This is a genomic window from Microbacterium sp. (assembly GCF_029263575.1).
In the GTDB taxonomy this organism is placed as follows: domain Bacteria; phylum Actinomycetota; class Actinomycetes; order Actinomycetales; family Microbacteriaceae; genus Microbacterium.
Window position 1 is genome coordinate 1 of sequence record NZ_JAJUFV010000037.1, and the last position, 22,586, is coordinate 22,586.

The 22,586-nt window shown below is 66.6% G+C and carries 20 protein-coding genes and 1 pseudogene; 14 read left to right on the forward strand and 7 right to left on the reverse strand.

The features are described 5' to 3' along the window. On the reverse strand, positions 1–386 hold a 386-nt coding region (locus tag Q1J95_RS05785), incomplete at its 3' end, for a helix-turn-helix domain-containing protein (RefSeq protein WP_300266390.1). 118 nt (positions 387–504) lie between these two features. Here Q1J95_RS05785 and mfd point away from each other — a divergent pair. The 3 genes from mfd to Q1J95_RS05800 all read left to right on the forward strand — a co-directional run bounded on the left by mfd (position 505) and on the right by Q1J95_RS05800 (position 5,549). After that, entirely contained in the window at positions 505–4,035 is a 3,531-nt protein-coding gene (gene mfd / locus Q1J95_RS05790) for a transcription-repair coupling factor (RefSeq protein WP_300266392.1), read from the forward strand. Positions 4,036–4,048: 13 nt separating this feature from the next. Beyond that, positions 4,049–4,804 carry a methyltransferase domain-containing protein gene (locus Q1J95_RS05795; RefSeq protein ID WP_300266393.1) on the forward strand — a complete coding sequence of 252 codons (756 nt, stop codon included), beginning with the start codon at positions 4,049–4,051 and terminating at the stop codon, positions 4,802–4,804. 148 nt (positions 4,805–4,952) lie between these two features. Next, the gene (locus tag Q1J95_RS05800; protein ID WP_300266394.1) at positions 4,953–5,549 is read left to right on the forward strand and encodes a gamma carbonic anhydrase family protein; all 597 of its coding nucleotides are present in this window, start codon (positions 4,953–4,955) and stop codon (positions 5,547–5,549) included. 113 nt (positions 5,550–5,662) lie between these two features. Here the strand turns inward: Q1J95_RS05800 and gdhA are convergent, their stop codons facing one another. Both gdhA and Q1J95_RS05810 read right to left on the reverse strand, forming a co-directional pair. After that, positions 5,663–7,030, reverse strand: a complete 1,368-nt coding sequence (gene gdhA, locus Q1J95_RS05805; protein WP_300266396.1) for an NADP-specific glutamate dehydrogenase — start codon at positions 7,028–7,030, stop codon at positions 5,663–5,665. Between the two features lie 121 nt (positions 7,031–7,151). Then, on the reverse strand, positions 7,152–9,740 hold the full coding sequence (locus Q1J95_RS05810) for a phosphoenolpyruvate carboxylase (RefSeq protein ID WP_300266415.1): 2,589 nt from the start codon (positions 9,738–9,740) through the stop codon (positions 7,152–7,154). 156 nt (positions 9,741–9,896) lie between these two features. On the opposite strand from Q1J95_RS05810, the gene nhaA reads away from it, so the two are divergent. After that, positions 9,897–11,063, forward strand: a complete 1,167-nt coding sequence (gene nhaA / locus Q1J95_RS05815; RefSeq protein WP_300266398.1) for a Na+/H+ antiporter NhaA — start codon at positions 9,897–9,899, stop codon at positions 11,061–11,063. Positions 11,064–11,081: 18 nt separating this feature from the next. Beyond that, entirely contained in the window at positions 11,082–11,753 is a 672-nt protein-coding gene (locus Q1J95_RS05820; protein WP_300266399.1) for a MazG nucleotide pyrophosphohydrolase domain-containing protein, read from the forward strand. Positions 11,754–11,810: 57 nt separating this feature from the next. On the opposite strand, the gene Q1J95_RS05825 is transcribed toward Q1J95_RS05820, so the two are convergent. Together Q1J95_RS05825 and Q1J95_RS05830 are read right to left on the reverse strand one after the other, a co-directional pair. Further along, positions 11,811–12,044 carry a hypothetical protein gene (locus tag Q1J95_RS05825; protein WP_300266400.1) on the reverse strand — a complete coding sequence of 78 codons (234 nt, stop codon included), beginning with the start codon at positions 12,042–12,044 and terminating at the stop codon, positions 11,811–11,813. 20 nt (positions 12,045–12,064) lie between these two features. Beyond that, entirely contained in the window at positions 12,065–13,015 is a 951-nt protein-coding gene (locus Q1J95_RS05830; protein ID WP_300266401.1) for a hypothetical protein, read from the reverse strand. A gap of 278 nt (positions 13,016–13,293) precedes the next feature. On the opposite strand from Q1J95_RS05830, the gene Q1J95_RS05835 reads away from it, so the two are divergent. Together Q1J95_RS05835 and Q1J95_RS05840 are read left to right on the forward strand one after the other, a co-directional pair. Next, the gene (locus Q1J95_RS05835; RefSeq protein WP_300266416.1) at positions 13,294–14,595 is read left to right on the forward strand and encodes an ATP phosphoribosyltransferase regulatory subunit; all 1,302 of its coding nucleotides are present in this window, start codon (positions 13,294–13,296) and stop codon (positions 14,593–14,595) included. Positions 14,596–14,899: 304 nt separating this feature from the next. After that, positions 14,900–15,682, forward strand: a complete 783-nt coding sequence (locus Q1J95_RS05840) for an SGNH/GDSL hydrolase family protein (protein ID WP_300266402.1) — start codon at positions 14,900–14,902, stop codon at positions 15,680–15,682. Between the two features lie 24 nt (positions 15,683–15,706). Here the strand turns inward: Q1J95_RS05840 and Q1J95_RS05845 are convergent, their stop codons facing one another. Together Q1J95_RS05845 and Q1J95_RS05850 are read right to left on the reverse strand one after the other, a co-directional pair. Beyond that, positions 15,707–16,945 carry an APC family permease gene (locus Q1J95_RS05845; RefSeq protein ID WP_300266403.1) on the reverse strand — a complete coding sequence of 413 codons (1,239 nt, stop codon included), beginning with the start codon at positions 16,943–16,945 and terminating at the stop codon, positions 15,707–15,709. Positions 16,946–16,974: 29 nt separating this feature from the next. Next, complete coding sequence (locus Q1J95_RS05850) at positions 16,975–17,448, reverse strand: DUF4442 domain-containing protein (RefSeq protein ID WP_300266404.1); 474 nt, start codon at positions 17,446–17,448, stop codon at positions 16,975–16,977. A gap of 104 nt (positions 17,449–17,552) precedes the next feature. Between Q1J95_RS05850 and Q1J95_RS05855 the strand changes: the two genes are divergently transcribed. The 7 genes and pseudogenes from Q1J95_RS05855 to Q1J95_RS05885 form a co-directional block, all read left to right on the forward strand. Continuing rightward, positions 17,553–17,903 (forward strand): GntR family transcriptional regulator, encoded by a 351-nt coding sequence (locus Q1J95_RS05855; protein ID WP_300266405.1) that lies wholly within the window; start codon positions 17,553–17,555, stop codon positions 17,901–17,903. Further along, the gene (locus Q1J95_RS05860) at positions 17,900–18,952 is read left to right on the forward strand and encodes a DUF1648 domain-containing protein (protein ID WP_300266407.1); all 1,053 of its coding nucleotides are present in this window, start codon (positions 17,900–17,902) and stop codon (positions 18,950–18,952) included. Before Q1J95_RS05855 ends, Q1J95_RS05860 begins: the two co-directional genes overlap by 4 nt. Next, on the forward strand, positions 18,949–19,878 hold the full coding sequence (locus tag Q1J95_RS05865) for a type II CAAX endopeptidase family protein (RefSeq protein ID WP_300266409.1): 930 nt from the start codon (positions 18,949–18,951) through the stop codon (positions 19,876–19,878). Before Q1J95_RS05860 ends, Q1J95_RS05865 begins: the two co-directional genes overlap by 4 nt. Positions 19,879–19,909: 31 nt before the next feature. Then, positions 19,910–20,578 carry an O-methyltransferase gene (locus tag Q1J95_RS05870; protein WP_300266411.1) on the forward strand — a complete coding sequence of 223 codons (669 nt, stop codon included), beginning with the start codon at positions 19,910–19,912 and terminating at the stop codon, positions 20,576–20,578. A 94-nt stretch (positions 20,579–20,672) separates the two neighbouring features. Then, on the forward strand, positions 20,673–21,953 hold the full coding sequence (gene eno, locus Q1J95_RS05875) for a phosphopyruvate hydratase (protein ID WP_300266413.1): 1,281 nt from the start codon (positions 20,673–20,675) through the stop codon (positions 21,951–21,953). Between the two features lie 36 nt (positions 21,954–21,989). Then, positions 21,990–22,457 carry a septum formation initiator family protein gene (locus Q1J95_RS05880; protein ID WP_300266414.1) on the forward strand — a complete coding sequence of 156 codons (468 nt, stop codon included), beginning with the start codon at positions 21,990–21,992 and terminating at the stop codon, positions 22,455–22,457. Between the two features lie 36 nt (positions 22,458–22,493). Beyond that, positions 22,494–22,586 (forward strand): annotated as a pseudogene (locus tag Q1J95_RS05885) (DUF501 domain-containing protein); the annotation flags it as partial.

Genomic DNA, 22,586 nt, shown 5'->3' on the forward strand with positions numbered 1-22,586 from the left:
AACCCGCTTTCGAACATCGCCTGATTGCGCAGGTCGTACCAGAGGCGATGCATGTCCGCCTCGTCGCGCATGGTCGACGCCATCTCAGCTCCGAAGCGGTCGGCGAGCTCGGCGCCGGTGCGCGAGGTCTCGACGAGCACGTCGTAGCGGCGGGCGCACTCGGACTTGTACTGCCAGATCGCCTGGCCGATCAGATCGTCTTTTCCGGCGAAGTAGTAGTGCAGGATGCCGAGGGAGAGGTCGCTGTGCGCGGCGACGTCGCGCAGGCCGGTGTTGGCGAAGCCGCGGGCGGCTATCGCCGCAAGCGCGGCATCGGCGAGTTCATGACGCCGCTGGGCGATCTTCTCCGCACCGGGCCGCTGCGTGCGCACGACAGTTTCGTCCACCGCTTCTCCTCGCTCGGGTATGGCAGAGCTTACTCCGGATGACCGACAGCTTCGAGGGGTCTTCGCAGAAGCGCCGGGTGACGATCTCGATGTCCGCGGTGGCCAGTAAACTCATCAGGTGACTGTTCCAGGGATTCTGCGCGCCTTGGAAGAGGCGACCCTTTACCGTGATGCCCTCACCTGGGCGCAGGCCGATGCCGATCTGGGCTTGGTCGATGGGCTCGATGCTCCGACGATCGCGGGGCTGCTCGATCGGCGCACGCGCGCAGGCAAGGCAGCATCCCTCTTGGTGATCGCGCCCACGGGCCGTCGCGCCGAGTCGCTGGCCTCGTCGCTGGCTTCTTTCGTGCCGGATGCCGAGATCCTCCGGTTTCCCGCATGGGAGACGCTGCCGCACGAACGGCTGAGCCCCAGCCCCGACACGGTCGGCCAGCGTCTTGAGACGCTGCGCCAGATCAGCACCTGGGCGCAGGAGCGACCGTTGATCGTGGTGGCGTCTGTGCGGGCGGCGCTGCAACCTGTTGCCGCCAACCTTGGCGCCACAGCCCCCCTCTCACTCGTGCTCGGCGGCCGCGGCCTCGAGCTCGAAGCCGCCATCGAACAGCTGGTCGAGCGCGCCTATTCACGCGTCGACATGGTGTCGCGCCGGGGCGAGTTCGCCGTTCGTGGCGGCATCCTCGATGTGTTCCCGCCGACGAGTGAGCATCCGTACCGCGTCGAGTTCTTCGGTGATGAGATCGACCAGATCCGTGCATTCTCGGTGGCTGATCAGCGGTCGCTGCCCGGTGACGTCGATCGGGTCGAGCTGCCGGCGACGCGCGAGCTGCTGCTGACGGCCGATGTGCGCGACAAAGCACGGTCGCTCATCGACGCGTTCCCCGCCATCGGGGGGATGCTCGAGAAGATGGCCGAGGGCATTCCGGTCGAAGGCATGGAATCGCTGCTTCCCGCTGTGGCGGGGCCGTTGCAGTCGCTGGCTGAGTACTTCCCCGCTGATACGGCGGTCGCGCTGGTCGACCCCGAGCGCTCGAGCGCTCGGGCCCAGAGCCTCGGTGAGACCAATCGTGAGTTCCTTGAGGCCGCATGGAGCGCGGCGACCTCCGGGGCATCGGCTCCGATCGACCTGGGTGCCGGCGACTTCCTCAGCATCGCGCAGCTGCGCGAGATCGTTCGCGATCGGGGAGGCGTGTGGTGGCGGTTCAGCCCCTTTGCGGCCGACGATGACTCTGCGGCCGGCATCCACTCGTCGATCATCCCGTCGTTCCACGGCAACGTCGACGGCGCGGTCGAGTTCGTTGCCGAGCGGCTGGCCGACAGGTGGCGGGTGGTGATCGTCGCATCCGGTGCGGGGCTCATCGATCGTGCGAGAGACGTGCTCTCCGATCGGGGGCTCGCCGCGCGAGCGGTCGACACTCTGACCGACGAACCGGATGCCGGTGTCGCAACCCTGGTGCTCGGCTCTCTCGAATCCGGGTTCCAGGTGCCCGAGGCGAAGCTCGCCGTTCTCACCGACAACGAGTTCTACGGCCGAACGATCGGCGGCGACCAGCGGGTCGTCAAGAAGCTCGCCTCGCGACGTAAGAACGTCGTCGATCCGCTGCAGCTCAAGAACGGTGATTTCGTCGTGCACTCGACGCACGGCATCGCTCGTTTCGTCGAGATGACCCAGCGCGAGGTCTCCACCGGCGGCCGCAATGGCACCAAGACCACGCGTGATTACCTCGTGCTCGAGTACGCGCCATCCAAGCGCGGCTACCCGGGCGACAAGCTCTACGTTCCTACTGATCAGCTCGATCTGCTGTCGCGCTACGTCGGCGGCGAGGCGCCGACGCTGTCGAAGATGGGCGGCAGCGATTGGTCGGCGGCGAAGGGCAAGGCCCGTAAGGCCGTGCGCGATATAGCCGTCGAACTCGTGAAGCTGTACTCGGCGCGCATGTCGGCGAAGGGGCACGCCTTCGGCCCTGATACGCCGTGGCAGCGTGAACTCGAAGAGGCGTTCCCGTTCGCAGAGACGCAAGATCAATTGCAGACGATCGACGAGATCAAAGCCGACATGGAACGCCCCATTCCGATGGATCGTCTGCTGTCCGGTGACGTCGGGTTCGGTAAGACCGAGGTCGCCGTGCGTGCGGCGTTCAAGGCGATCCAAGACGGCAAGCAGGTGGCGATGCTCGTGCCCACGACGCTGCTGGTCAAACAGCACATGGAGACCTTCGCCGAGCGCTTCGCCGGATTCCCGGTGAAGGTCAGAGCGCTGTCACGCTTTCAATCAGATAAAGACGCGCGCCTCACACGTGACGGGCTGCTCGACGGCACGGTCGACATGGTGATCGGAACCCACCGCATCCTGACTGATCAGGTGATGTTCAAAGACCTGGGGCTTCTCATCATCGATGAGGAGCAGCGCTTCGGGGTCGAGCACAAAGACCGACTGAAGAAGCTGAAGACGAACGTCGACATCCTCGCGATGAGCGCGACGCCGATTCCGCGCACGCTCGAGATGGCCGTCACCGGCATCCGCGAGATGTCGACGTTGGCGACGCCGCCGGAGGACAGGCATCCGATTCTCTCGTTCGTCGGCGCCCGCAGCGACAAGCAGATCGCCGCAGCCATCCGGCGTGAGATCCTGCGTGAAGGGCAGGTGTTCTTCGTGCACAACCGAGTGCAGTCGATTCAGCGCGTCGCCACCCAGCTCGCCGAGCTCGTACCCGAAGCACGCATCGCTGTCGCGCACGGAAAGATGGGCGAGCACCAGCTCGAGCAGGTCGTCGACGACTTCTGGGAGCGCAAGTACGACGTACTCGTGTCGACCACGATCGTCGAGACCGGTCTCGATATCTCGAACGCCAACACGATCATCATCGACCGGGCAGACAAGTACGGGCTGTCGCAGCTGCATCAGCTGCGGGGACGGGTGGGCCGTGGGCGCGAGCGCGCGTATGCGTACTTCCTCTACGACGAGCTGAAGCCGCTGTCGGAGACGGCCGCCGACCGCCTGCAGACGATCGCCGTGAACAACGAACTCGGCTCGGGCATGCAAGTGGCGCTCAAAGACCTCGAACTGCGCGGCGCGGGCAACATGCTCGGGGGAGAACAGGCCGGTCACATCGCCGGGGTCGGGTTCGACCTGTACCTGCGCATGGTGGGCGAGGCTGTCGCCACCTTCCGCGGTGAAGAGACCGAGACAGGAGGCGAACTGCGCATGGAACTGCCCATAGACGGCCGCATACCAGAGACGTACATCGACAGCGAACGCCTGCGGCTCGAGGCCTACCAGAAGCTTTCCGCAGCGGCGGCACCGACGGCGAAAGACGAGGCGATCGACCTGGTTGTCGAGGAGCTCGTCGACCGCTACGGCGCCCCGCCGGAAGAGGTCGAGGGGCTGGTCGCGATCGCGCGACTGCGGCGCCGTGCTGCGCGTGCCGGGCTCACAGATGTCGTGGCGATGGGGTCGAACCTGCGTGTGGCGCCCGCACGTCTCGCGGATTCGATGAAGGTGCGGTTGCAGCGGCTGTATCCGAAGGCCAAACTCGTCGGCGGGGGAGAGGCCCTCGTCGTGCCGCTACCCACTGACACCGAGCTGCTCGCATGGGTGGGGCAGCTGCTGACCGCGTTGTTCCCGGAGCCCGTGTCCGCTGCGTCCCCGTGACGGAAGGTTGGATGTGTCTGATTCTGAAGAACTGATTGCGCTGGGCCTGGCCGCTGATGTCACGGGGTGGGATTTCAGTTGGCTTGACGGACGCGCGAGCGAAGAACGACCGCCGTGGGGATACGCGCGTCTGCTGGCCGAGCGGCTGAGTGGCGCATCGGCTTCACTCGATCTCGACACCGGAGGCGGAGAGGTGTTGGCAGAAGCGGGGCAGTTCCCGCTGACCGCCGTCGCGACCGAATCCTGGGCGCCGAACGTTGCGAAGGCCACCGCCCTGCTGCATCCACGCGGTGTCGCCGTCGTCCACACAGAGCACGACAGGCCGCTGCCGTTTGCCGATGGCGCCTTCGATCTCGTGACCAGCAGGCATCCGGTCGCGCCGCGCTGGGACGAGATCGCGCGAGTCCTGTGTGCCGGTGGTGCGTACTTCGCTCAGCACGTCGGACCGGAAAGCGGGTTCGAGCTCATCGAGTTCTTCCTCGGTCCGATGCCGGAGGCGCGACGAGGTCGCCACCCGGAAGACGAGGTCGCAGCGGCAGGGGCGGCGGGACTCGACGTCGTCGACCTGCGCGAGGCGCGGCTTCGGATCGAGATCCATGACATCGCCGCCGTGGTCTATCTGCTGCGCAAGCTCATCTGGTGGGTGCCGAACTTCACCGTTGAACGCTACCGTGAACGGCTTGAAGACCTACATGAGCTGATTCGACGGCACGGCTCGTTCATCGCGCACTCCACCAGGCATCTCATCGAGGTGCGTCGCCCGAACTGAGGCTCGCCGGGCTTCGGCCTCTCGGCCCGTGCCGAATCTCAGAAGGCCCGGGCCGCACTCGGCGTGTCGCGCGGGCAACACGCCGCCCCGGGCCAACTGCGTCTGAGATTCGGCACGCGAACGGGCCCACGCGCGCTACGCTGGCGGCATGTTGTACGAGCACCTCGGGGCTCGGCCCCGGATCCATGACACCGCCGTCATCGCTCCGACCGCCGTCATCTCTGGCGACGTCGAGATCGGTGCTGACTGCCAGGTGCTGCACGGCGCTGTGATCACCGCCGAGGGCGGGCCCATCACCCTCGGCGACAATGTCATCGTGATGGAGAACGCGTTGATCCGCGCAACAGCCGTAGATGCCGTGCACATCGGGGCGCACACCCTGGTCGGCACTCTCGCGAGCATCGCGGGGGCGACGGTCGGCGAAGAGGTGTTCTTCGCCTCTGGCGCCCGCGTGTTCAACGGCGCCCACGTCGCGGACCGCTGCGAGGTCAGGGTGAACGCGATCGTGATGCGACGTGCCGTGCTCACCGAGAGCACTGTCGTGCCCATCGGCTGGGTGGCCGTGGGCGATCCGGTGAAGCTCTTCTCTCCCGATCAGGCCGATGCGATCGCTGAGGCACAGCCCGAGCTTGACTTCCCCGGGCATGTGTTCGGGGTCGACCGAGACACTCCTGATCTGATGGTGCAGCTCACCGAGCGCTACGGGCGCTCGCTCGCACGGCACGCTGACGACCAGCCGGCGTGAGCCGAGGCATCCGACAACAGGAACAGGTGTCGGTTCAGATCACAGATGTCGGCCGGAATCCCAGGATTCCGCCGACATCCGTGTTCTCCGCCTACAGGTGTTCGTGCGTGCGATCAGATGGCGCCCTGGGCGAGCATGGCCGTGGCGACGCGCTGGAAGCCGGCGATGTTCGCACCGGCAACGTAGTCGCCCGGGACTCCGTACTTCTCTGCGGCCTGGAACGACGCGTTGTGAATGTCGCTCATGATCTCGCGCAGCTTGTTCTCGCTGTCGCCGAAGTTCCACCGCTGACGCGAGGCGTTCTGACTCATCTCGAGGGCAGACGTTGCCACACCACCGGCATTAGCCGCCTTGCCCGGTGCGAACAGCACACCCGCGCGCTGGAATGCCGCGACGGCCTCCGGCACACACGGCATATTCGCGCCCTCGGACACAGCGCGCACACCGTTCGCGATCAGCGCCTCGGCATCGGCTGCGCTCACTTCGTTCTGCGTCGCAGAGGGCACGGCGATGTCAACGGGAACATCCCACACGCTGCCGCCCTCGATGAAGCGTGCGCTCGCGCGGCGATTCGCATACTCGACGATGCGTGCACGCTCGACCTCTTTGATCTGGCGCAGCAGGTCAAGGTCGATTCCGGCGTCGTCGACGACGTAGCCAGATGAGTCGGATGCCGTCACCGCCGTCGCGCCGAGCTGACAGGCCTTCTGAATCGCGTAGATCGCGACATTGCCCGACCCGGAGACGCCGACGCGCTTGCCGGCCAGTGAGTCGTTGTGAACGGCGAGCATCTCTTGAGCGAAGAACACGGCACCGTAACCGGTGGCCTCGGTGCGCACTTCGGCGCCGCCCCAGCCGGTTCCTTTGCCGGTGAACATGCCCGACTCGTGACGGTTGGTGATCTTGCGGTACATCCCGAACAGGTAGCCGATCTCACGGCCGCCGACGCCGATGTCGCCGGCGGGAACGTCGGTGTGCTCGCCGAGATGACGGTACAGCTCGCCCATGAACGACTGGCAGAAGCGCATGACCTCTGCATCCGAGCGGCCATGCGGGTCGAAGTCGCTTCCGCCCTTGGCGCCGCCGATGCCCTGACCGGTGAGCGCGTTCTTGAAGATCTGCTCGAAGCCGAGGAACTTGATGATCGACAGGTTCACGGAGGGGTGGAACCGGAGCCCGCCCTTATAGGGGCCGAGGACCGATGAGAACTGGATGCGGTAGCCACGGTTGACCTGCAGCTTGTCGGCGTCGTCCATCCACGGAACGCGGAACATGATCTGACGTTCAGGCTCGACCAGCCGATCCAGGATGCCGGCTTCGATGTATTCCGGGTGCTGATCCAGCGCGGGCGCGATGGTCGCGAGCACCTCGTGCACGGCCTGCTGGAACTCGGGTTCGTGCGGGCTACGGGCGAGCACCGTGTCGAAGACGGGCTGAACAGACTCGGTGAGCGGGTGAAATTCGGTAAGGGTAGCGGTCACGCGGGATGACTTTCTGGAAGATGTTATGGACGTGCGATCGTGTCGCATAAGAGGGTGTGCAAGGTCGGGCACGAAGTCCCACTGTACCCCTCGTATTTTCTCGGGCGATACACGGGCGATCTCACCCGGTGTTCTGCAGGCCCGCCGCGACGCCGCTGACCGACAGCAGCAGCAGGCGTCGCTGCTCCTCGTCGACGCCCGAGCCTTCGCGAGCCGAACGCAGCTCTCCCAGTGCACGCAGTTGCAGCAGCGACAGTGCATCCACGTAGGGACTGCGCAGGGTCACAGCCCGCTGCAGGACCGGCTTGTTCTCGAGCAGGGCGTCGCCGCCGGTCAGGCGTATGACCCACTGCTTGGTGAGTGCGAGTTCGTCGAGCACGAGCTCGGCGAGGTCATCGCGGTCACCGAGCGCGAGGTAGCGTCGTGCGATGCGCTCATCGGTCTTGGCCAGACTCATCGCCACATTGTCGACCATGGTCTGCAGCAGCGGCCACTCACGATAGGCCTCGGCGAGAAGCGCTTCGTCGCCGACGGCTTCGAGCGCGGATCCGAGGCCGAACCAGCCAGCGAGGTTGATGCGCGCCTGCGTCCATGCGAACACCCACGGAATTGCGCGCAGATCTTCCAGCGACTCCACCGAGAGGCCGCGTCGGGCGGGGCGGGAGCCGAGGGCAAGCAGGCCGATCTCTTCCATCGGCGTCACGGTGGCGAACCACGGGGCGAAGCCTTCGGCCTTCACGAGGGAGAAGAAGCGCTCACGCGAGGCGGCGTCCATCGTGCTCGCGACGTCGGCGAAGCGTTCGGCGGCGCCGCTGGTGCGCGCTTCGACGCCGGGTGACGAGGCCAGCAACGTCGCCGCGGCGACCTGATCGATGTGGCGCATGGCGATGGCCGGTTCACCGTAGCGGGCGAAGATCGTCTCTCCCTGCTCGGTGAGCTTGAAGCGTCCGTCGACCGAATGCGGCGGCTGCGCGAGGATGGCCGAGTTCGCCGGGCCCCCACCGCGCCCGAGAGCGCCGCCGCGCCCGTGGAAGAGGGTCAGCGAGATACCGGCATCCTTCGCCCACAGCGCGATCTTTCGCTGTGCCTCGTAGAGGGCGAGGTTGGCGGCGACCGGGCCGACGTCCTTCGACGAGTCGGAGTAGCCGAGCATGACCTCGAGGCGGTTCTGCGTGGCGGCCATGCGCTCGCGGAATTCGGGGAACTGCACGACCTCGGTGAGAATCTGCGGCGCCGCCTGCAGATCGGCGAAGGTCTCGAACAGCGGAACGACGTCGAGCACCGGAACGTCGTCACCGAGCGCGTAGCGGGCCAGCCGGTGCACGTTGTCGAGGTCTTCGGCCGACTGCGTGAACGAGACGACATAGCGTCCAGCAGCGCGCAGTCCGTAATCTCGCTGGATGTCGGAGATAGCGCGGAACAGATCGAGCACCTCGTGGGTCCGGTCGCTGAGCTCACCGCCGGCGTCGAGTTCGGCGAGGGCCTCACGGTGCACCTGCGAGTGCTGACGAACCTCGAGCTCGGTCAGGTGGAAGCCGTACGTCTCGACCTGCCAGATCAGATGCTGGATGCCGCCGAAAGCATGGCGGCGTGCACCGGATGCCTCCAGCGAGCGCTGCACGGCACGCAGGTCGTCGAGCAGTTCTTCAGGGGCGCCGTATCCGCCGGGTGCGTTCCGACGCTTCGCGGCGACGCGTTCGGCGAAGGCGAGCAGCACGCGGCGGTGCGGCTCGTCGGGGGAGCGCGTGGCGATGTCGGCCGCGGCATCCGGATCAGCGGCAGCGAAGGCATCCCACAGAGCCGTGACGGCGCCGCTGGGTGGGGCGCCCTCCCCGCCGAGAGTGAGGCTTCGACCGATGCGGGAGATGGCACGCTCGAGACCGCGCAGAACGTGGCCAGAGGCGATCTGCGCCGCTTCGCGGGTGACGGATGCCGTGACGAACGGGTTACCGTCGCGGTCGCCACCGACCCACGAGCCGATGCGCACGAACGCCGGGACGACGGGCGCGCTCGCGCCAGACGCATCTCCGCGCAGGGCATCGTCGATGCGGCGATACACATGCGGCACGGTCGTGAAGAGCGTCTCGTCGAAGACCGACATGACGGTGCGCACCTCGTCGGTCGGCGACGGCTTCTGGTCGCGCAGCGGTGCCGTGCGCCACAGCGTGTCGACTTCTTCGAGCATCCGTCGGTGGGCGCGGCGCTGCTCGGCGCCGCCGCTGCTTGCGACGTCGTGCTGGCCGAGCAGGTCGGACAGGCGTCGGATGCTGGTCGACACCGCGCGGCGGCGCGCTTCTGTCGGGTGCGCGGTGAACACAGGGTGGAACCGCAGATCGCCGAGGCGTCGCTGTGCTTCGGTTTCGCCGACCTCACGGCACAGCTGAGCGTAGGCGGCGGCGACGGTGTCGGTGGCGTCTTCGCGGCCAGGGCGGCCGGCACGCTCGCGGAGCACGCGCACGCGCTGATGCTCTTCGGCGAGGTTCACCAGGTGGAAGTAGCAGGTGAAAGCGCGAGCGACCTCGTCGGCTCGTTCGATCGTGAACGAGTTCGCGATCTCGGTGGCGCGGTCGAACGCGTCGCTGGACTCTTCCTCGTATGCCTGAATGGTGGCCAGTCGCAGCCGTTCGACGTCTTCGAACAGCCCGGGGCGTCCGCTTTCGCGCAGAACCTGGCCGAGCAGGGCACCGAGCATGCGTACGTCAGCACGCATCTCGTCGGGAATCCCACGTCCGGCTTCGAATCGACCGATGACGCGGATGGCTTCTGTGTTCGTGGGCTCGGGGGTCACCATTCGAGGTTATCGCCGTGCACGCAGAGCTGCTGACCACATGACCGCCCGTGGCAGGGCAGCGGATAGCATGGGGCGATGCCCGACTCGCGAAACCTACTGCGCACTCAGCAGTTCCCGGCGATCCTGCTGCTGCTGGCTGCGGCCGTCGGGCTTCTGCTGGCGAATCTGCCGACATTCGGCCCGATCGACGCCGTGCTCGGATTCCATATTCAGATCCCCGGAACCGCCATCGACATGTCGGTGGCGCACTGGATCTCCGACGGCATCCTGGCGATCTTCTTCTTCACTGTCGCGATGGAGCTGCAGTACGAGCTCACGAAGGGCGATCTGAACTCGTTCGGCAAGGCGCTTCAGCCGTCGATCGCTGCCGCCGGCGGTGTGCTGGTGCCGATCGCCATCTATCTCTTCATCGCCGGGGGAGAGGAGACCGCGACCGGCTGGCCGATTCCCACCGCGACCGACATCGCCTTCGCGCTCGGCGTGCTCGCCGTGTTCGGCAAGGGACTCCCCACGGCCGTGCGCGCGTTCCTGCTCGCGCTGGCGATTCTCGACGACATCATCGGCATCATCTTCATCGCGGTGCTCTTCGCACACGATCTGAACTGGCTGTACCTTCTGCTCGCCGTGGTCGGCGTCGTGGTCTTCGGCGTGCTCTCGCGAATGCTTCGCGGCAGACTGCGCTGGCTCATCGCCGTGCTGATGGTCGTCGTCGGCGTGCTGGTGTGGGCGCTCGTGCTCTCGTCGGGGATCCACGCCACGATCGCCGGTGTGCTGCTGGGGCTGGCCATGGCTCCGGCCGCGGCGGCGCCGACCCGAGAGGCGCTCGAACCGTGGGTCAACGGCGTGATCCTGCCGATCTTCGCGTTCGCCGCGGCGTTCGTCGTGATCCCGGCGCTTTCGCCCTCGGAGCTCTCACCGGCGTTCTTCGGCATCGCGGTCGCGCTGCCGGTCGGCAAGATCATCGGCATCACGCTGTTCGGATTCGTGGCGATTCGCGTCGGCTCGAAGGGGAGGAAACCCGATCTGACGATCACCGACCTGGTCGCGGCGGGGGCGCTCGGCGGTATCGGCTTCACGGTCTCGCTGCTGCTGGCGAACCTCGCTTTCGCCGACAACCAGATCGTGCGCGACCAGGCGATTCTCGGCGTCCTGGTGGGCTCGCTGATCTCGGTCGTACTGGCCGGAATCGTCATCTCGCTGCGCGCTCGGTGGTTCCGTCGGGTCACCGCGGCCAGTTCGTGACGAGCGTGGAGGGGAGTCATGACCGACGAAGCGGATGCTCTGCGCCAAGCAGCCGACACCATGAAGGCCGTTCGGCAGGCGTGCCCGTGGTCGCAGCAGATCACCCATCGCGACCTCGTGCCGTACCTGATCGAAGAGTCGCACGAGGTGATCGACGCGGTCGAGGCCGGCACGCGCGCTGACCTCCGCGAAGAGCTCGGCGATCTGCTCTGGCAGGTACTGTTTCACGCGGCGATCGCCGCGCAAGACGGTGACGACCCCTTCGACATCGACGACGTCGCGCAGACGCTGACGGAAAAGATGGTCCGGCGGCATCCGCACGTCTTCGCCGATGAGGTCGCGACGACGCCCGAAGAGGTGCTCGTGCACTGGAACGCCGCGAAGGCCGCGGAGAAGCGCGAGCGCACGAGCGTGCTCGACGGTGTTCCGCGCGGCATGCCCGCCCTCGCCCTCGCCCAGAAGCTCATCGGCCGCGCCTCGTCTCTCACCCCTTCGCCTCCGATCCCTGAGCCTGTCGAAGGGTCGAACCCCTCGCCCGCTCTTGCCCTTCCGGCATCCGAGTCCGCCCTCGGCGACGCTCTTCTCACGCTCGTCGCGCACGCCCGCGATCAGGGCTGGGACGCCGAGCGTGCTCTGCGCGAGCGCCTGCGGCTGCTGGAAGCCGAGGTGCGCGCAGCCGAGGGCCGCTGACGCGGACGCCGCGTCATCGACGACCCCGTTAGCGCCAGTGTTGCTCGTTCCGGGGCGTTATGGTCGGTCGCGTGTGGCGGCCCGATAGATACGCATCATCGCCAGATACCACGCCAGGATTGCGGCAAGAGCGGGCAGATAGAACCAGAATCTGTATTCAGGCAACACCGCCCCGAGCACGATGCCACAGATGAAGACCACGAGCACCGCGCCTGTGATGATCAGGCGGTTGGCCGGTCGTGTGATGACGTGCCACCAGGTCGTTGGCTCTGGTGTCTTTGTATCGTTCACTTCAGCTCACCCTTCAATGCTCAGCGGCAAGGTCCACCGCGGTATATGTCGACCCAGAAGATGTGAGGCAGACCTGGCGGCGTGGTGACCGTGATCTGCACGCACGCTTTGGGATTCGAATTGTTAGCAACGCCTGCGTTGACTGCAAGCGCCCCTGCAGCGGCGATACACGCCCAGGCCACGGGGCCGCAGACCGCACCTCCCAGCGAGAGGAGACCGAGATCAGCGATTGTTGCGGTTTCCGCTCGATTGAAGCGGACTCGCGACTGGAATACTGCTGGAAAGTCGAATGTAGGATCCGCGACTACGGGATACACGATACCGACGTCTGCGTGCTTAACGATCTGCGTCAGCGTGCTCCCGTCCGCGACGTACTCGGTTTGCACAGTGTTGCCGTCTGCGTCGAAAGCCCACGGAGCGCGAGCATTCGCGACAATAGTCTCGACGACGGCCTCACTGTCATCGCTCGCGTGGTAAACGACAGCCGCCCCGTCCGGTTGGATCTCGACTGTCGCGTTCTCGCCGAAGTCGTACGAGAACGATTCGGGCTGTACCTTGTCTGTGATGACAGTACTGAAGCGGATTGCTTCGTCCGCTGTCATGACGTTCACCGCCGGTGTCTCGGCATCGCCGGCAAACGTGATGGAACCGTCGTCTGCAACAGTTGCCTCTTTGAGACGGCCGGATTGGGGCAGCGAGACTGAAACCTTCTCGTCGCCTGTTGTGATCGAGACGTCATCTGCCGCCTCGAATGGGAGCGATAGCGTTCCACCGTGGTTGAGAGTCATCCCATAACCCGTGTCCGTAGCGGTAAGGTCGGCAGAAGTGAGCTCCACGGGAGCTGCGGTTCGTACGGCCTGGGCGACGTCGTCTGCCTCAGATTGGTCGGCATACGCAGGAGTCATGCCGCCCAGGAGAAACGCGATTGCCGCGCCTGAGGCGATGAGTGGGAACCTTGACTTAGGCTTCATGTTGCTACTTCTTGTCCTGGTTCTGGGCCGTCGGTTTTAGCGTAGGTCGGAGGGTACTGGCTGTCTGTAGGGCATTTGGAGGACAGACAAGAGTGCGAGGTTGTGATAGTCGAGCACTCGAGAAAGTGTGGACTGGTGCGTCCACGTCTCGCTGAGTCGGTGCCGTTTCCACTCGACTTCGCCCGATTGCCTAGACATAGGCCAGGGCAGGCCCGACCACAGATGCCGACGACACCTGGAAAGATAGAGGCGTGGCTACTGTGAACCCGCCGCGCGGAATGCGCGATATCCTTCCCGCTGACAAGGCCCGTCGCGAGCGCGTGCTCTCGGTCATTCGCGATCGTTACCGGGCGCACGGGTTCGATGAGATCGAGACACCCGCGTTGGAGGAGTATTCCCGCTTGCATGCCGGTGTCGGCGGTGACAACGAGAAGCTGGCGTACAACGTGCTGCGTCGTGGCTTGGGCGGTGACGACATCGAGCGCATCGGTGTGGCGATCGGGCAGGCAGCCGACAACATGGCGCAGTTGTCTGACCTCGGGCTGCGCTACGACCTGACGGTTCCACTTGCGCGCTTCTACGCGAGCAATCGCGGGCAGCTTCCCGGTGTCTTCCGTGCCATTCAGATCGGGCCGGTCTGGCGTGCCGAGCGCCCGCAGAAGGGCCGGTATCGCCAGTTCATGCAGTGCGACATCGACATCATGGGCGATGATTCCGCACGCGCCGAGGCGGAGCTGATGGTCGCTTCACTGGACGCTCTGGATGCGTTGGGGCTCTCGGGCGCTTCGGTGCGGATCAACGATCGTCGCGTGCTCGATTGGATGCTCGATTCTTTCGGTTTCCGCGCTGATGAGCGTCCTGGCGTGCTGATCACGATCGACAAGCTCGACAAGGTCGGCCCCGACGGCATCGTCGCTGAGCTTCGCGAACGCGAAGCGACGCCCGCCGCGGTCGATGCGCTGGAGGCGTTCCTGCGTCGCCCGCTGACGATGGAATACAACCCGTACGGCGAGCGGCAGATCCGCAAGGCACTGCCGGAGAACGCGCCGGATGACCTGGTCGCACACCTCGTCGGCATCGGCGAGGCCGTCGCCGCGGGCTCTGCCTCGGCCGCCGAATCGATCGATGCGACGCCACTCGTGTTCGACCCGTTCCTCGTGCGCGGGATGGGATATTACACCGGCACGATCTTCGAACTCGCGCATCCGTCGGTGGGCTATTCGCTCGGCGGCGGCGGACGGTACGACGGCATGATCGGCCGCTTCCTCGGACAGGACGTCCCTGCGGTCGGGTTCTCGCTCGGTTTCGAGCGTCTGGTCGATCTCGTCGAGTTCACAGCGGATGCCGACAGCCAGGCGGTCGTGCTCGTTCATGACGCCGACGTGCCGGTGTCCGAGCTCGCCGCGCACAAGGCGGCCGTGCTCCGTTCCTTCCGTGGTGCCGGGCGGGTGCGGCTGGAGCGGCGCGTGAAGAACTTCAAGGGGCTGCTGGAGCGCTCTGCCGCCGACGGGTACACCGCGTTCGCAACGGTTTCGGCGGGCGCCGAGCCCGGAGCACTGGAACTCAAGCCCCTGTCCTAGCCTCCGGCACCCGGCCCGGCGTCCGGGCTGCCTCGTCCCCGTCCCCGTCCGGCATCCGCGCGTCCCCGGGTGTCTGCCGGGGCGTCCCGATTGACCGAGTCCGTCCCGATCTGCTGAGCTTTCGGCCGAGTTCGTCAGCAGATCGGGACAACGTCAGCAGATCGGGACAACGTCAGCAGATCGGGACAACGTCAGCGAATCCGGGTGCCCTCGACCGTCACCACATCGCGAATCGCGTAGCCGAAGAAGCACACGCCGTACCGCTGTTCACACCGTGTTCACGCGGATGCGCTCAACTCGGCCTATGGCTCGCACCCTCGTCATGGTCGGCGCTGCCGTCGGCGGTGTGGTGGCGCTCGCAGCCGGCATTCGCATGGTGCTGGTTCGTCAAGCCGCGATCGCCCGCGCGCGCATCGGAAAACCGCTCGGTGAGCAGTCGCTGGATGCCGACCGCGTATGGCGCCGGGCGCTGCAGGGCGAGCCGGTCACGCTTCTGCTGCTGGGTGACTCGCTCGCCGCGGGGCTCGGCGCGGAGCACCGCAAGCAGACTCTCGGCGGTCGACTGGCGAAAGCCCTGGCCAAGCAGCTCAAGCGTCCGGTGCTGCTACGGACGGCAGCGGTGGTCGGTTCGGAGTCGTCGGCGCTCGCCGGCCAGCTGGACACGCTGGGTGCGCTCTTTCGGGCTGATGTCGCGGTGATCGTCGTGGGCGGAAACGACGTCACCCACCTGGTGCCGCCTGCCGTGGCCGCGGCTCAGCTCGAGCAGGCCATGACGCGGTTGTCGGATGCCGGCACCCCTGTCGTCGTCGGCACATGCCCAGATCTCGGCACGCTGCGGCCGGTGCCCCAGCCTCTGCGCCGGATCCTGTCGCGAATGTCGCGGCGGCTCGCACGGGAGCAGGCGAAGGCCGCGCGGCGCGCCGGTGCCGTGCCGGTCGATCTGCGCCAGGCCGTGGGAGCGGTGTTTCACGAGCAACCCGATGAGATGTTCAGCCTTGACCGGTTCCACCCGAGCGCTGCGGGGTACCGCCGCACGGCTGAGGCGCTGCTTCCGGCGGTGGTCGCCGCGCTGGCGACACGGCGCTGAGCTCGCAGTGTCGTGAAGAGGCGGCTACCGGGCCGCGCTGCGACTGACGCGCAGCCGCAGCATCCGATAGACGACGCCGACGATCACGACGCCCGTTCCGATCAGCGAGGCGATCACCGGCAGGGTGTTCACGAGGACGAGGCATCCGAGCACACCGATCACCTGCAGTGCGCGCGGATAACGTCGCGCGCCAGCGCGCTGCCGGAACGCCGCGGCATTCGCGATGAGGTAATAGATCAGCACACCGAACGAGGAGAAGCCGATGGCGCCGCGCAGATCGGCGACGAGCACGATGGCGATGACGATCAGCGCGACGGCGATCTCGGCGCGGTAGGGCACCTGCCATCGCGGATGCACGGCACTGAAGAACCGCGGCAGGTCGGCTTCGCGCGCCATCGCGAGGCTCGTGCGTCCGATGCCGGTGAGCAGCGCGAGCAGGGCCCCCAGCGACGCCGTGGCCGCTGCGATACGCACGACCGGTTCCAGGCCCGCGAACCCGGCGGCATCGACGACGGCGGCCAGGGGAGCGGCGTGGGCGGCGGCATCCGATCCGAGTGCCATCATGACGATCACCGCGACGAGTGTGTAGACCACGAGTGCTCCGGTGAGCGCGAGAACGATCGCGCGCGGGATGCTGCGGGCAGGTTCCACGACCTCTTCGCCCATGGTCGCGATGCGGGCGTACCCGGCGAAAGCGAAGAACAGCAGCCCGGCACCCTGCAGCACGCCGTAGGCAGTGGGGTCTGGCAGGGGCGCGGGTGGTGCGGCGGGCGCACCCGAGAAGCCGACGGCGACGACGGCGGCCAGGCCGAGCAGTGAGATCACGACGAGGATGCGGGTGAGAAGAGCGGTGCGGGTCACGCCGAAGCAGTTCACGGCCGCGAGCGCCGCGACCGCGGCGGACGCGATGACCGGTTCCCACCCGGCAGGGGCGGCATAGGCGGCGAAGGTCATCGCCATGGCGGCGCAGCTGGCGATCTTGCCGATCACGAAGCACCAGCCGGCGACGAAGCCCCACCAGGGTCCGATCTCGGCGCGTGCATACGCGTACGTGCCGCCGGCGACCGGATGCACCGCTGCCAACTGTGCCGACGAGGTGGCATTGCACAGCGCGACGATCGCGGCGATCGCCAGTGCGATGAGCAGGCCGGAACCGGCGACGGCGATGGCCGGTCCCCACACCGAGAAGACGCCAGCACCGATCATGGAGCCGAGGCCGATGGCGACGGCATCCGTCAGTGTCAGGCGGCGTGCGAGTTTCACCTGCTCATCGTGGCATCGTTCGGTGAACGTCAGGTATTGCGGGCCTGGGTGATGCGCTTCTTCTCGCGGATGTAGACCTCCCGGCGAACCTTCGCGACCACATCGCCCGCGCGATCGGTGATCTCCGTCTCGAACCACTCGAGCACTTTGGCTCCGCCGTGCGCCTTCTGGCGGATTGCGGCCGCGTGCTCCTTCGGGACGTGAAAGTGCGCGGTGAGCACGCCGCGTCCGGGCTTGACGAACTCGATCTCTCCGCGCGTGTCCCACACGACGTAGTCGCGGCCGAGCTGGTGCATCACGAGCATGAAGAAGTACGGATCGGTCATGGCCGACATCGATCCCCCGAAAGCGGTCTTCACATAGTTGCGCGTGAAGACGTTGATGCGCAGCTCGACGGTCGCGTGCGTCCAGTCGTCGCTGAAGCGACGCACCCGGATGCCGCTGAACAGGTTCGGAATCCACAGGCTCATGCCGATGGCGAGCCGACGGGGAGTGATCTTCATGTCGTCAGTGTGACGGAACGGCCGTTGTAGGCAAAAGCGTTTGTGGGTTGATACAGTTGTTCTAGTTAAGCTATAACTATTAGAACTGGAGCGGAGGTGATGTCATGCTGATCACCATCGATGCCGAGAGCGCCCATCCGCTCTTCGAGCAAGTCGCCTCTTCTGTGCGCGGCGACATCCTCGCCGGTCGGCTCGTTCCCGGCGACCGGCTGCCGACTGCGCGCGACGTCGCTGAGACGCTCGAGATCAACGTGCACACCGTGCTGCGCGCGTACCAGCAGCTTCGCGACGAGGGCCTGCTCGATCTCCGTCGCGGTCGCGGCGCTGTCATCTCGGCATCCGCTGCGCCGCTGGCCGATCTCGCCCACGACCTGCAGGCGCTTGTCGCTCGCGCGTCCGCCCTGGGCGTCGCGCCGGCAACTCTCGCCGCACTGATGAAGGAGACTCGCTCATGAATCACGAGGTTCGCCGCTCTCGTACCGCCTTCTTCATCGTCGGGGTTTTCGTGCCGATCGTGATCATCGCGATCACCGCGGCGATCGCCTTCGCGTGGTTGCCGGAGCTGCCCGACCCGATCGCGACACACTGGGGCTCAGACGGCGCCGACGGCTACGGGCCGCGGTGGATGGCTGTGGCGCTGCCGCTCGGCGTCGGTGGTGGGCTGATCGCGCTCATGGGGGTGATGGGAGCCTTTGGTCATCGGATGCCGCAGAGCAGCACCAAGCCCCCGGTCGCGTCGTGGGGACCCGTCTCGCGTTTTCTGGGTGCGATGAGTCTCGGGCTGGCGTTGATGATCGCCGTGATGTCCTTGTCGACCGCGGGAATTCAGCGGGGTCTCGCCGAGGCCTCGCTCGCGCCCGACATCGGCGGATGGACGTTGGTTTCCGTCGGTCTGCTCATCGTCGGTTCGGTGGCCGGATGGTTTCTGCAGCCGCGCTCGCCGGAGCGGCCCGTCGCGACGGGTGCTCCCGTGACCGCCATGACGTTGGCTCCCGCGCAGCGCGCCGCCTGGTTCGGCACCGCCGCGATGGCGAGGGGCGGTCGGATGACGCTGCTGGTGCTTCTGCTGATCCTCTTTGCCACCACGGCCTTCACCGTGGCCGGTGGCGGTCCGAGCGGATGGGTTCTGGTGGCGCTCAGCATCGTGATGATCGTGTTGATCGGTTCGACTCTGGTGTTTCGTGTGCGCGTGAACGGCACCGGGCTCCGCGTGCGCTCGCTGCTCGGCTGGCCGGATACCCGGATCGCGGCGGCCGACATCGTGAACGTCGAGGTCGTCGAGATCAACCCGATGGCCGAGTTCGGCGGATGGGGCTGGCGCATCGGCGTCGATGGTCGTCGCGGCGTCGTGCTGCGTACCGGTGAGGCGCTGCAGGTCACCGACAGCCGAGGCAAGGTGTTCGTCGTCACTGTCGACGGCGCACGCGACGCGGCATCCGTGCTCGAAGCAGTACGCGAACGCGCCAACCACGATGACCCCCATCCCGACAGGAGCAGACCATGACTCGCATCCGCCCGTCCGCCACGATCACCTTCATCATCCTCGCGATGGGGCTGGCTTGGCTGGTCGCCATACCACTATGGCTGGGCGGTGGGCTGGCCGATCCGCTCTCCAGTCTGCTCATCTCGGTCATGATGTACACGCCGGCGGTCGCCGCCGTCATCGTCCTGCTCGTGATGCGCCCGGTGCCCCGTGGCGAGCGCCTCCGGTTTCTGGGAGTGTGGCCGCTGCGCCCGGCCAAACGCGTGGTGTGGATGAGCGTGCTCGCGCTGTTCGGCCCGATGCTGGTCGTCGCGGCTTCTGTCGCGGTCGCTGCACTGTGCGGCTGGGTGCAGCTCGACCTCGTGAACTTCTCGGGATTCGACCAACAGCTCCAGGCTGTGACCCCGGAGGGTGTTACGGCGCCGCCGGCGATCGTGATGATCATGTCGCAGCTGGTGATGATCCCGTTCGCGGCAGCGACGATCAATGCGGTGCTCGCCTTCGGCGAGGAACTGGGCTGGCGCGGGTTTCTGATTCCGGCGCTGCGGCCTCTGGGCACGTGGCCGACGCTGCTGATTAGCGGTGCGGTGTGGGGCGTCTGGCATGCTCCGGTGGTGCTGTTGGGCTACAACTTCGGTCGCCTCGACATCACCGGCGTTCTGCTCATGACGGGCGGATGCATCGCCTGGGGTGTGCTGTTGGGGTGGTTGCGACTGCGGACGGCATCCGTATGGCCGGCGGTGTTCGCGCACGGTGCGCTCAATGCGTGCGGGGCGCTTGTGACGCTGGTGTACGCGGCGGGCACCACGTTCGACATGGCCCTGGTCGGGCCGCTCGGCGTCGCCGGGTGGATCGCCTGCGCGATCGTCATGGTCGTGTTGGCGCTGACGGGGCAGCTGCGCAAGCAGCCCGAGCTGGCGAGGCCAGCTGAGTCGAAGCACCCTTGACGGCGTCTTCGCCGCGGGGTTGGGTGGAGCCATGGCTGAACCGACCCCACAGAACTGGCGCCTGACCGACGAGTACCTCTCCGAGACGCTCGTGGGGCACGATCCGCAGCTCGAGGCCGCCCTCGCAGCGCAGCGTGCGGCGGGACTTCCCGACATCGAGGTGGCTCCCGTCAGCGGCAAGCTGTTGAATCTCATCGTGCGGATGAGCGGGGCTCGCCGCGTGCTCGAGATCGGTGCGCTCGGCGGTTATTCGACCATCTGGCTCGCACGCGGCGTCGGCGAGGGCGGCAACGTCACCTCGATCGAGGCCGAGCCGGACAACGCCGCCGTCGCCCGCGCGAATCTCGACGCCGCCGGCGTGGGAGCGCGGGTGGCGATTCGCATCGGGCGCGCCGCCGAGGTTCTTCCGACGCTCGAAGGCTCTGACCCGTTCGATCTGGTCTTCATCGACGCTGACAAAGAGTCGAACACGGTGTATCTCGATTGGGCTGCCCGGCTCGGCAGGCCGGGCACTGTCATCGTGCTCGACAACATCGGTCGCACCGGTGACGTCGCCGATGCCGACAACACCGATCCGATGGTTGTCGGAACGCGTGAGGGCCTGCGCATGCTCGGCTCGGATCCGCGGTTCGACGCCACCGCATTGCAGACGGTGGGCCTGAAGGGCTGGGACGGCGTCGCCATCGCGCTGGTCGTGTGAGGGCGCGGCCTACGAAGCGCGGATGCCGCGCACTAGACTGGCCACGGATCGACGACGCTCCACCACCCCCTTTCCCTGAGCAAGGAGCACATACGTGGCACTCATCGAGGCAGTAGGCGCACGCGAGATTCTCGACTCCCGAGGCAACCCGACCGTTGAGGTGGAGGTGCTCCTCGATGACGGCATCGTGCAGCGCGCTGCCGTTCCCTCCGGCGCATCCACCGGTGCGTTCGAGGCGTATGAACTGCGTGACGGCGACAAGAGCCGCTACGGCGGAAAGGGCGTGCTGAAGGCCGTCGATGCCGTCGTCGATGAGCTCGGCCCGGCGCTGGAGGGCGTCGACGCCAGCGAACAGCGCATCGTCGACGAGATCCTCATCGAGACCGACGGCACCGACAACAAGAAGCGCACGGGAGCCAACGCCATTCTCGGCGTGAGCCTCGCCGTCGCGAAGGCCGCTGCCGATTCCGCAGACCTGCCTCTGTTCCGCTACCTGGGCGGCCCGAACGCGCACCTTCTTCCCGTGCCGCTGTTCAACGTCATCAACGGCGGCGAGCACGCTGACAACGGCATCGACATGCAGGAGTTCTTCCTCGCGCCCATCGGCGCCGAGACGTACTCCGAGTCGCTGCGCTGGGGTGTGGAGACCTACCACGTCCTCAAGGGCGAGCTGAAGGCCGCCGGCTACGCTACCGGCCTCGGTGACGAGGGCGGCTTCGCTCCCGACCTTCCTAGCAACCGCGAGGGCCTGGAGTTCCTCATCAAGGCGATCGAGAAGGCCGGCTTCACCCCGGGCAAAGACATCGCCCTGGGCCTCGACGTCGCTGCTACCGAGTTCTTCAACGACGGCGTCTACCGTCTCGACAACAAGGACTGGTCGGGCCCTGAGCTCATCGAGTACTACCAGGGGCTCGTGAGCGACTTCCCGATCGTCACGATCGAAGACGCGCTCGCCGAAGACGACTGGGAGAACTGGAAGCTGCTCACCGACGCGATCGGCTCGAAGGTGCAGCTCGTCGGCGACGACCTGTTCGTCACCAAACCCGAGCGTCTCGCCGACGGCATCAAGCGCGGTGTCGCCCACTCGCGGCTGGTGCAGGTGACTCAGATCGGCACCCTGACCGAGACCTTCGACGCGGTGAGCCTGGCTCAGCGCTCCGGCTACACCGCGATGCTGTCGCACCGCTCGGGCGAGACCGAAGACACCACGATCGCCGACCTCGCCGTGGCGACCAACGCCGGTCAGATCAAGACCGGTGCGCCCGCCCGCAGCGAGCGCGTCGCGAAGTACAATCAGCTTCTGCGCATCGAAGAAGAGCTCGGCGACGCCGCGGTCTTCGCCGGTGCCTCCGCGTTCGGCCGCTTCCAGGGCTGAGCGCAGCTGAGACACACGTAAGACGAAGGGGGAGCCATGACCAGACGTCCGGCTCCTCCTTCGTCGTCTCCGACGGTCGACGTTCGCGAATGGGCCTCGGGGATCCGCCTGTCGGGCTTCATGGTGATCATGCTCTCGCTCGTCGTGCTGGGTGCGTGGGTGCTGGTTCCGACGCTGGGCACGTACATCGATCAGCGGCAGAAGATCGCGGCACTGGAAGCATCGATCCAAGTCAGCGCCGACGAGATCGAGGCGCTCGAGCAAGAGCGCGAGCGCTGGGAAGACCCCGCGTACATCACGACGCAGGCCCGGGAGCGGCTGTACTACGTAGGGCCCGGCGAAGTCGTCTATCTCGTCGACAACGACCTCGACCCGGCGTCGCTTCCACAGGAGCAGACACCGGTCAGTGACGAGCTCGAAGAGACCCCTGCCGATTGGATGCCGCAGCTGCTGCGTTCGATCGCCGGAGCGGGTCTCGCGCAAACGGCAAGCGAAGCCCCATAAGTGCTTCTTCAGGGTGCTCTCGCGTAGGCTGAGACGGTGACGACCCCGCCTTTTGCTCCTCCGACGCACGCCGAGATCGATGTCGTATCGGCGCAGCTCGGTCGCGCCGCGCGCGGCGTCGTCGGTATC

Coding starts and splice junctions, on each gene's coding strand:
- Q1J95_RS05800 (WP_300266394.1), top strand. CDS start 4,953: ATGTTGTACGAGCACCTCGGGGCTCGGCCCCGGATCCATGACACCGCC.
- Q1J95_RS05810 (WP_300266415.1), bottom strand. CDS start 9,740: ATGCGTGCTGACGTACGCATGCTCGGTGCCCTGCTCGGCCAGGTTCTG.
- nhaA (WP_300266398.1), top strand. CDS start 9,897: ATGCCCGACTCGCGAAACCTACTGCGCACTCAGCAGTTCCCGGCGATC.
- Q1J95_RS05820 (WP_300266399.1), top strand. CDS start 11,082: ATGACCGACGAAGCGGATGCTCTGCGCCAAGCAGCCGACACCATGAAG.
- Q1J95_RS05830 (WP_300266401.1), bottom strand. CDS start 13,015: ATGAAGCCTAAGTCAAGGTTCCCACTCATCGCCTCAGGCGCGGCAATC.
- Q1J95_RS05835 (WP_300266416.1), top strand. CDS start 13,294: ATGCGCGATATCCTTCCCGCTGACAAGGCCCGTCGCGAGCGCGTGCTC.
- Q1J95_RS05840 (WP_300266402.1), top strand. CDS start 14,900: ATGGCTCGCACCCTCGTCATGGTCGGCGCTGCCGTCGGCGGTGTGGTG.
- Q1J95_RS05850 (WP_300266404.1), bottom strand. CDS start 17,448: ATGAAGATCACTCCCCGTCGGCTCGCCATCGGCATGAGCCTGTGGATT.
- Q1J95_RS05855 (WP_300266405.1), top strand. CDS start 17,553: ATGCTGATCACCATCGATGCCGAGAGCGCCCATCCGCTCTTCGAGCAA.
- Q1J95_RS05860 (WP_300266407.1), top strand. CDS start 17,900: ATGAATCACGAGGTTCGCCGCTCTCGTACCGCCTTCTTCATCGTCGGG.
- Q1J95_RS05865 (WP_300266409.1), top strand. CDS start 18,949: ATGACTCGCATCCGCCCGTCCGCCACGATCACCTTCATCATCCTCGCG.
- Q1J95_RS05870 (WP_300266411.1), top strand. CDS start 19,910: ATGGCTGAACCGACCCCACAGAACTGGCGCCTGACCGACGAGTACCTC.
- Q1J95_RS05880 (WP_300266414.1), top strand. CDS start 21,990: ATGACCAGACGTCCGGCTCCTCCTTCGTCGTCTCCGACGGTCGACGTT.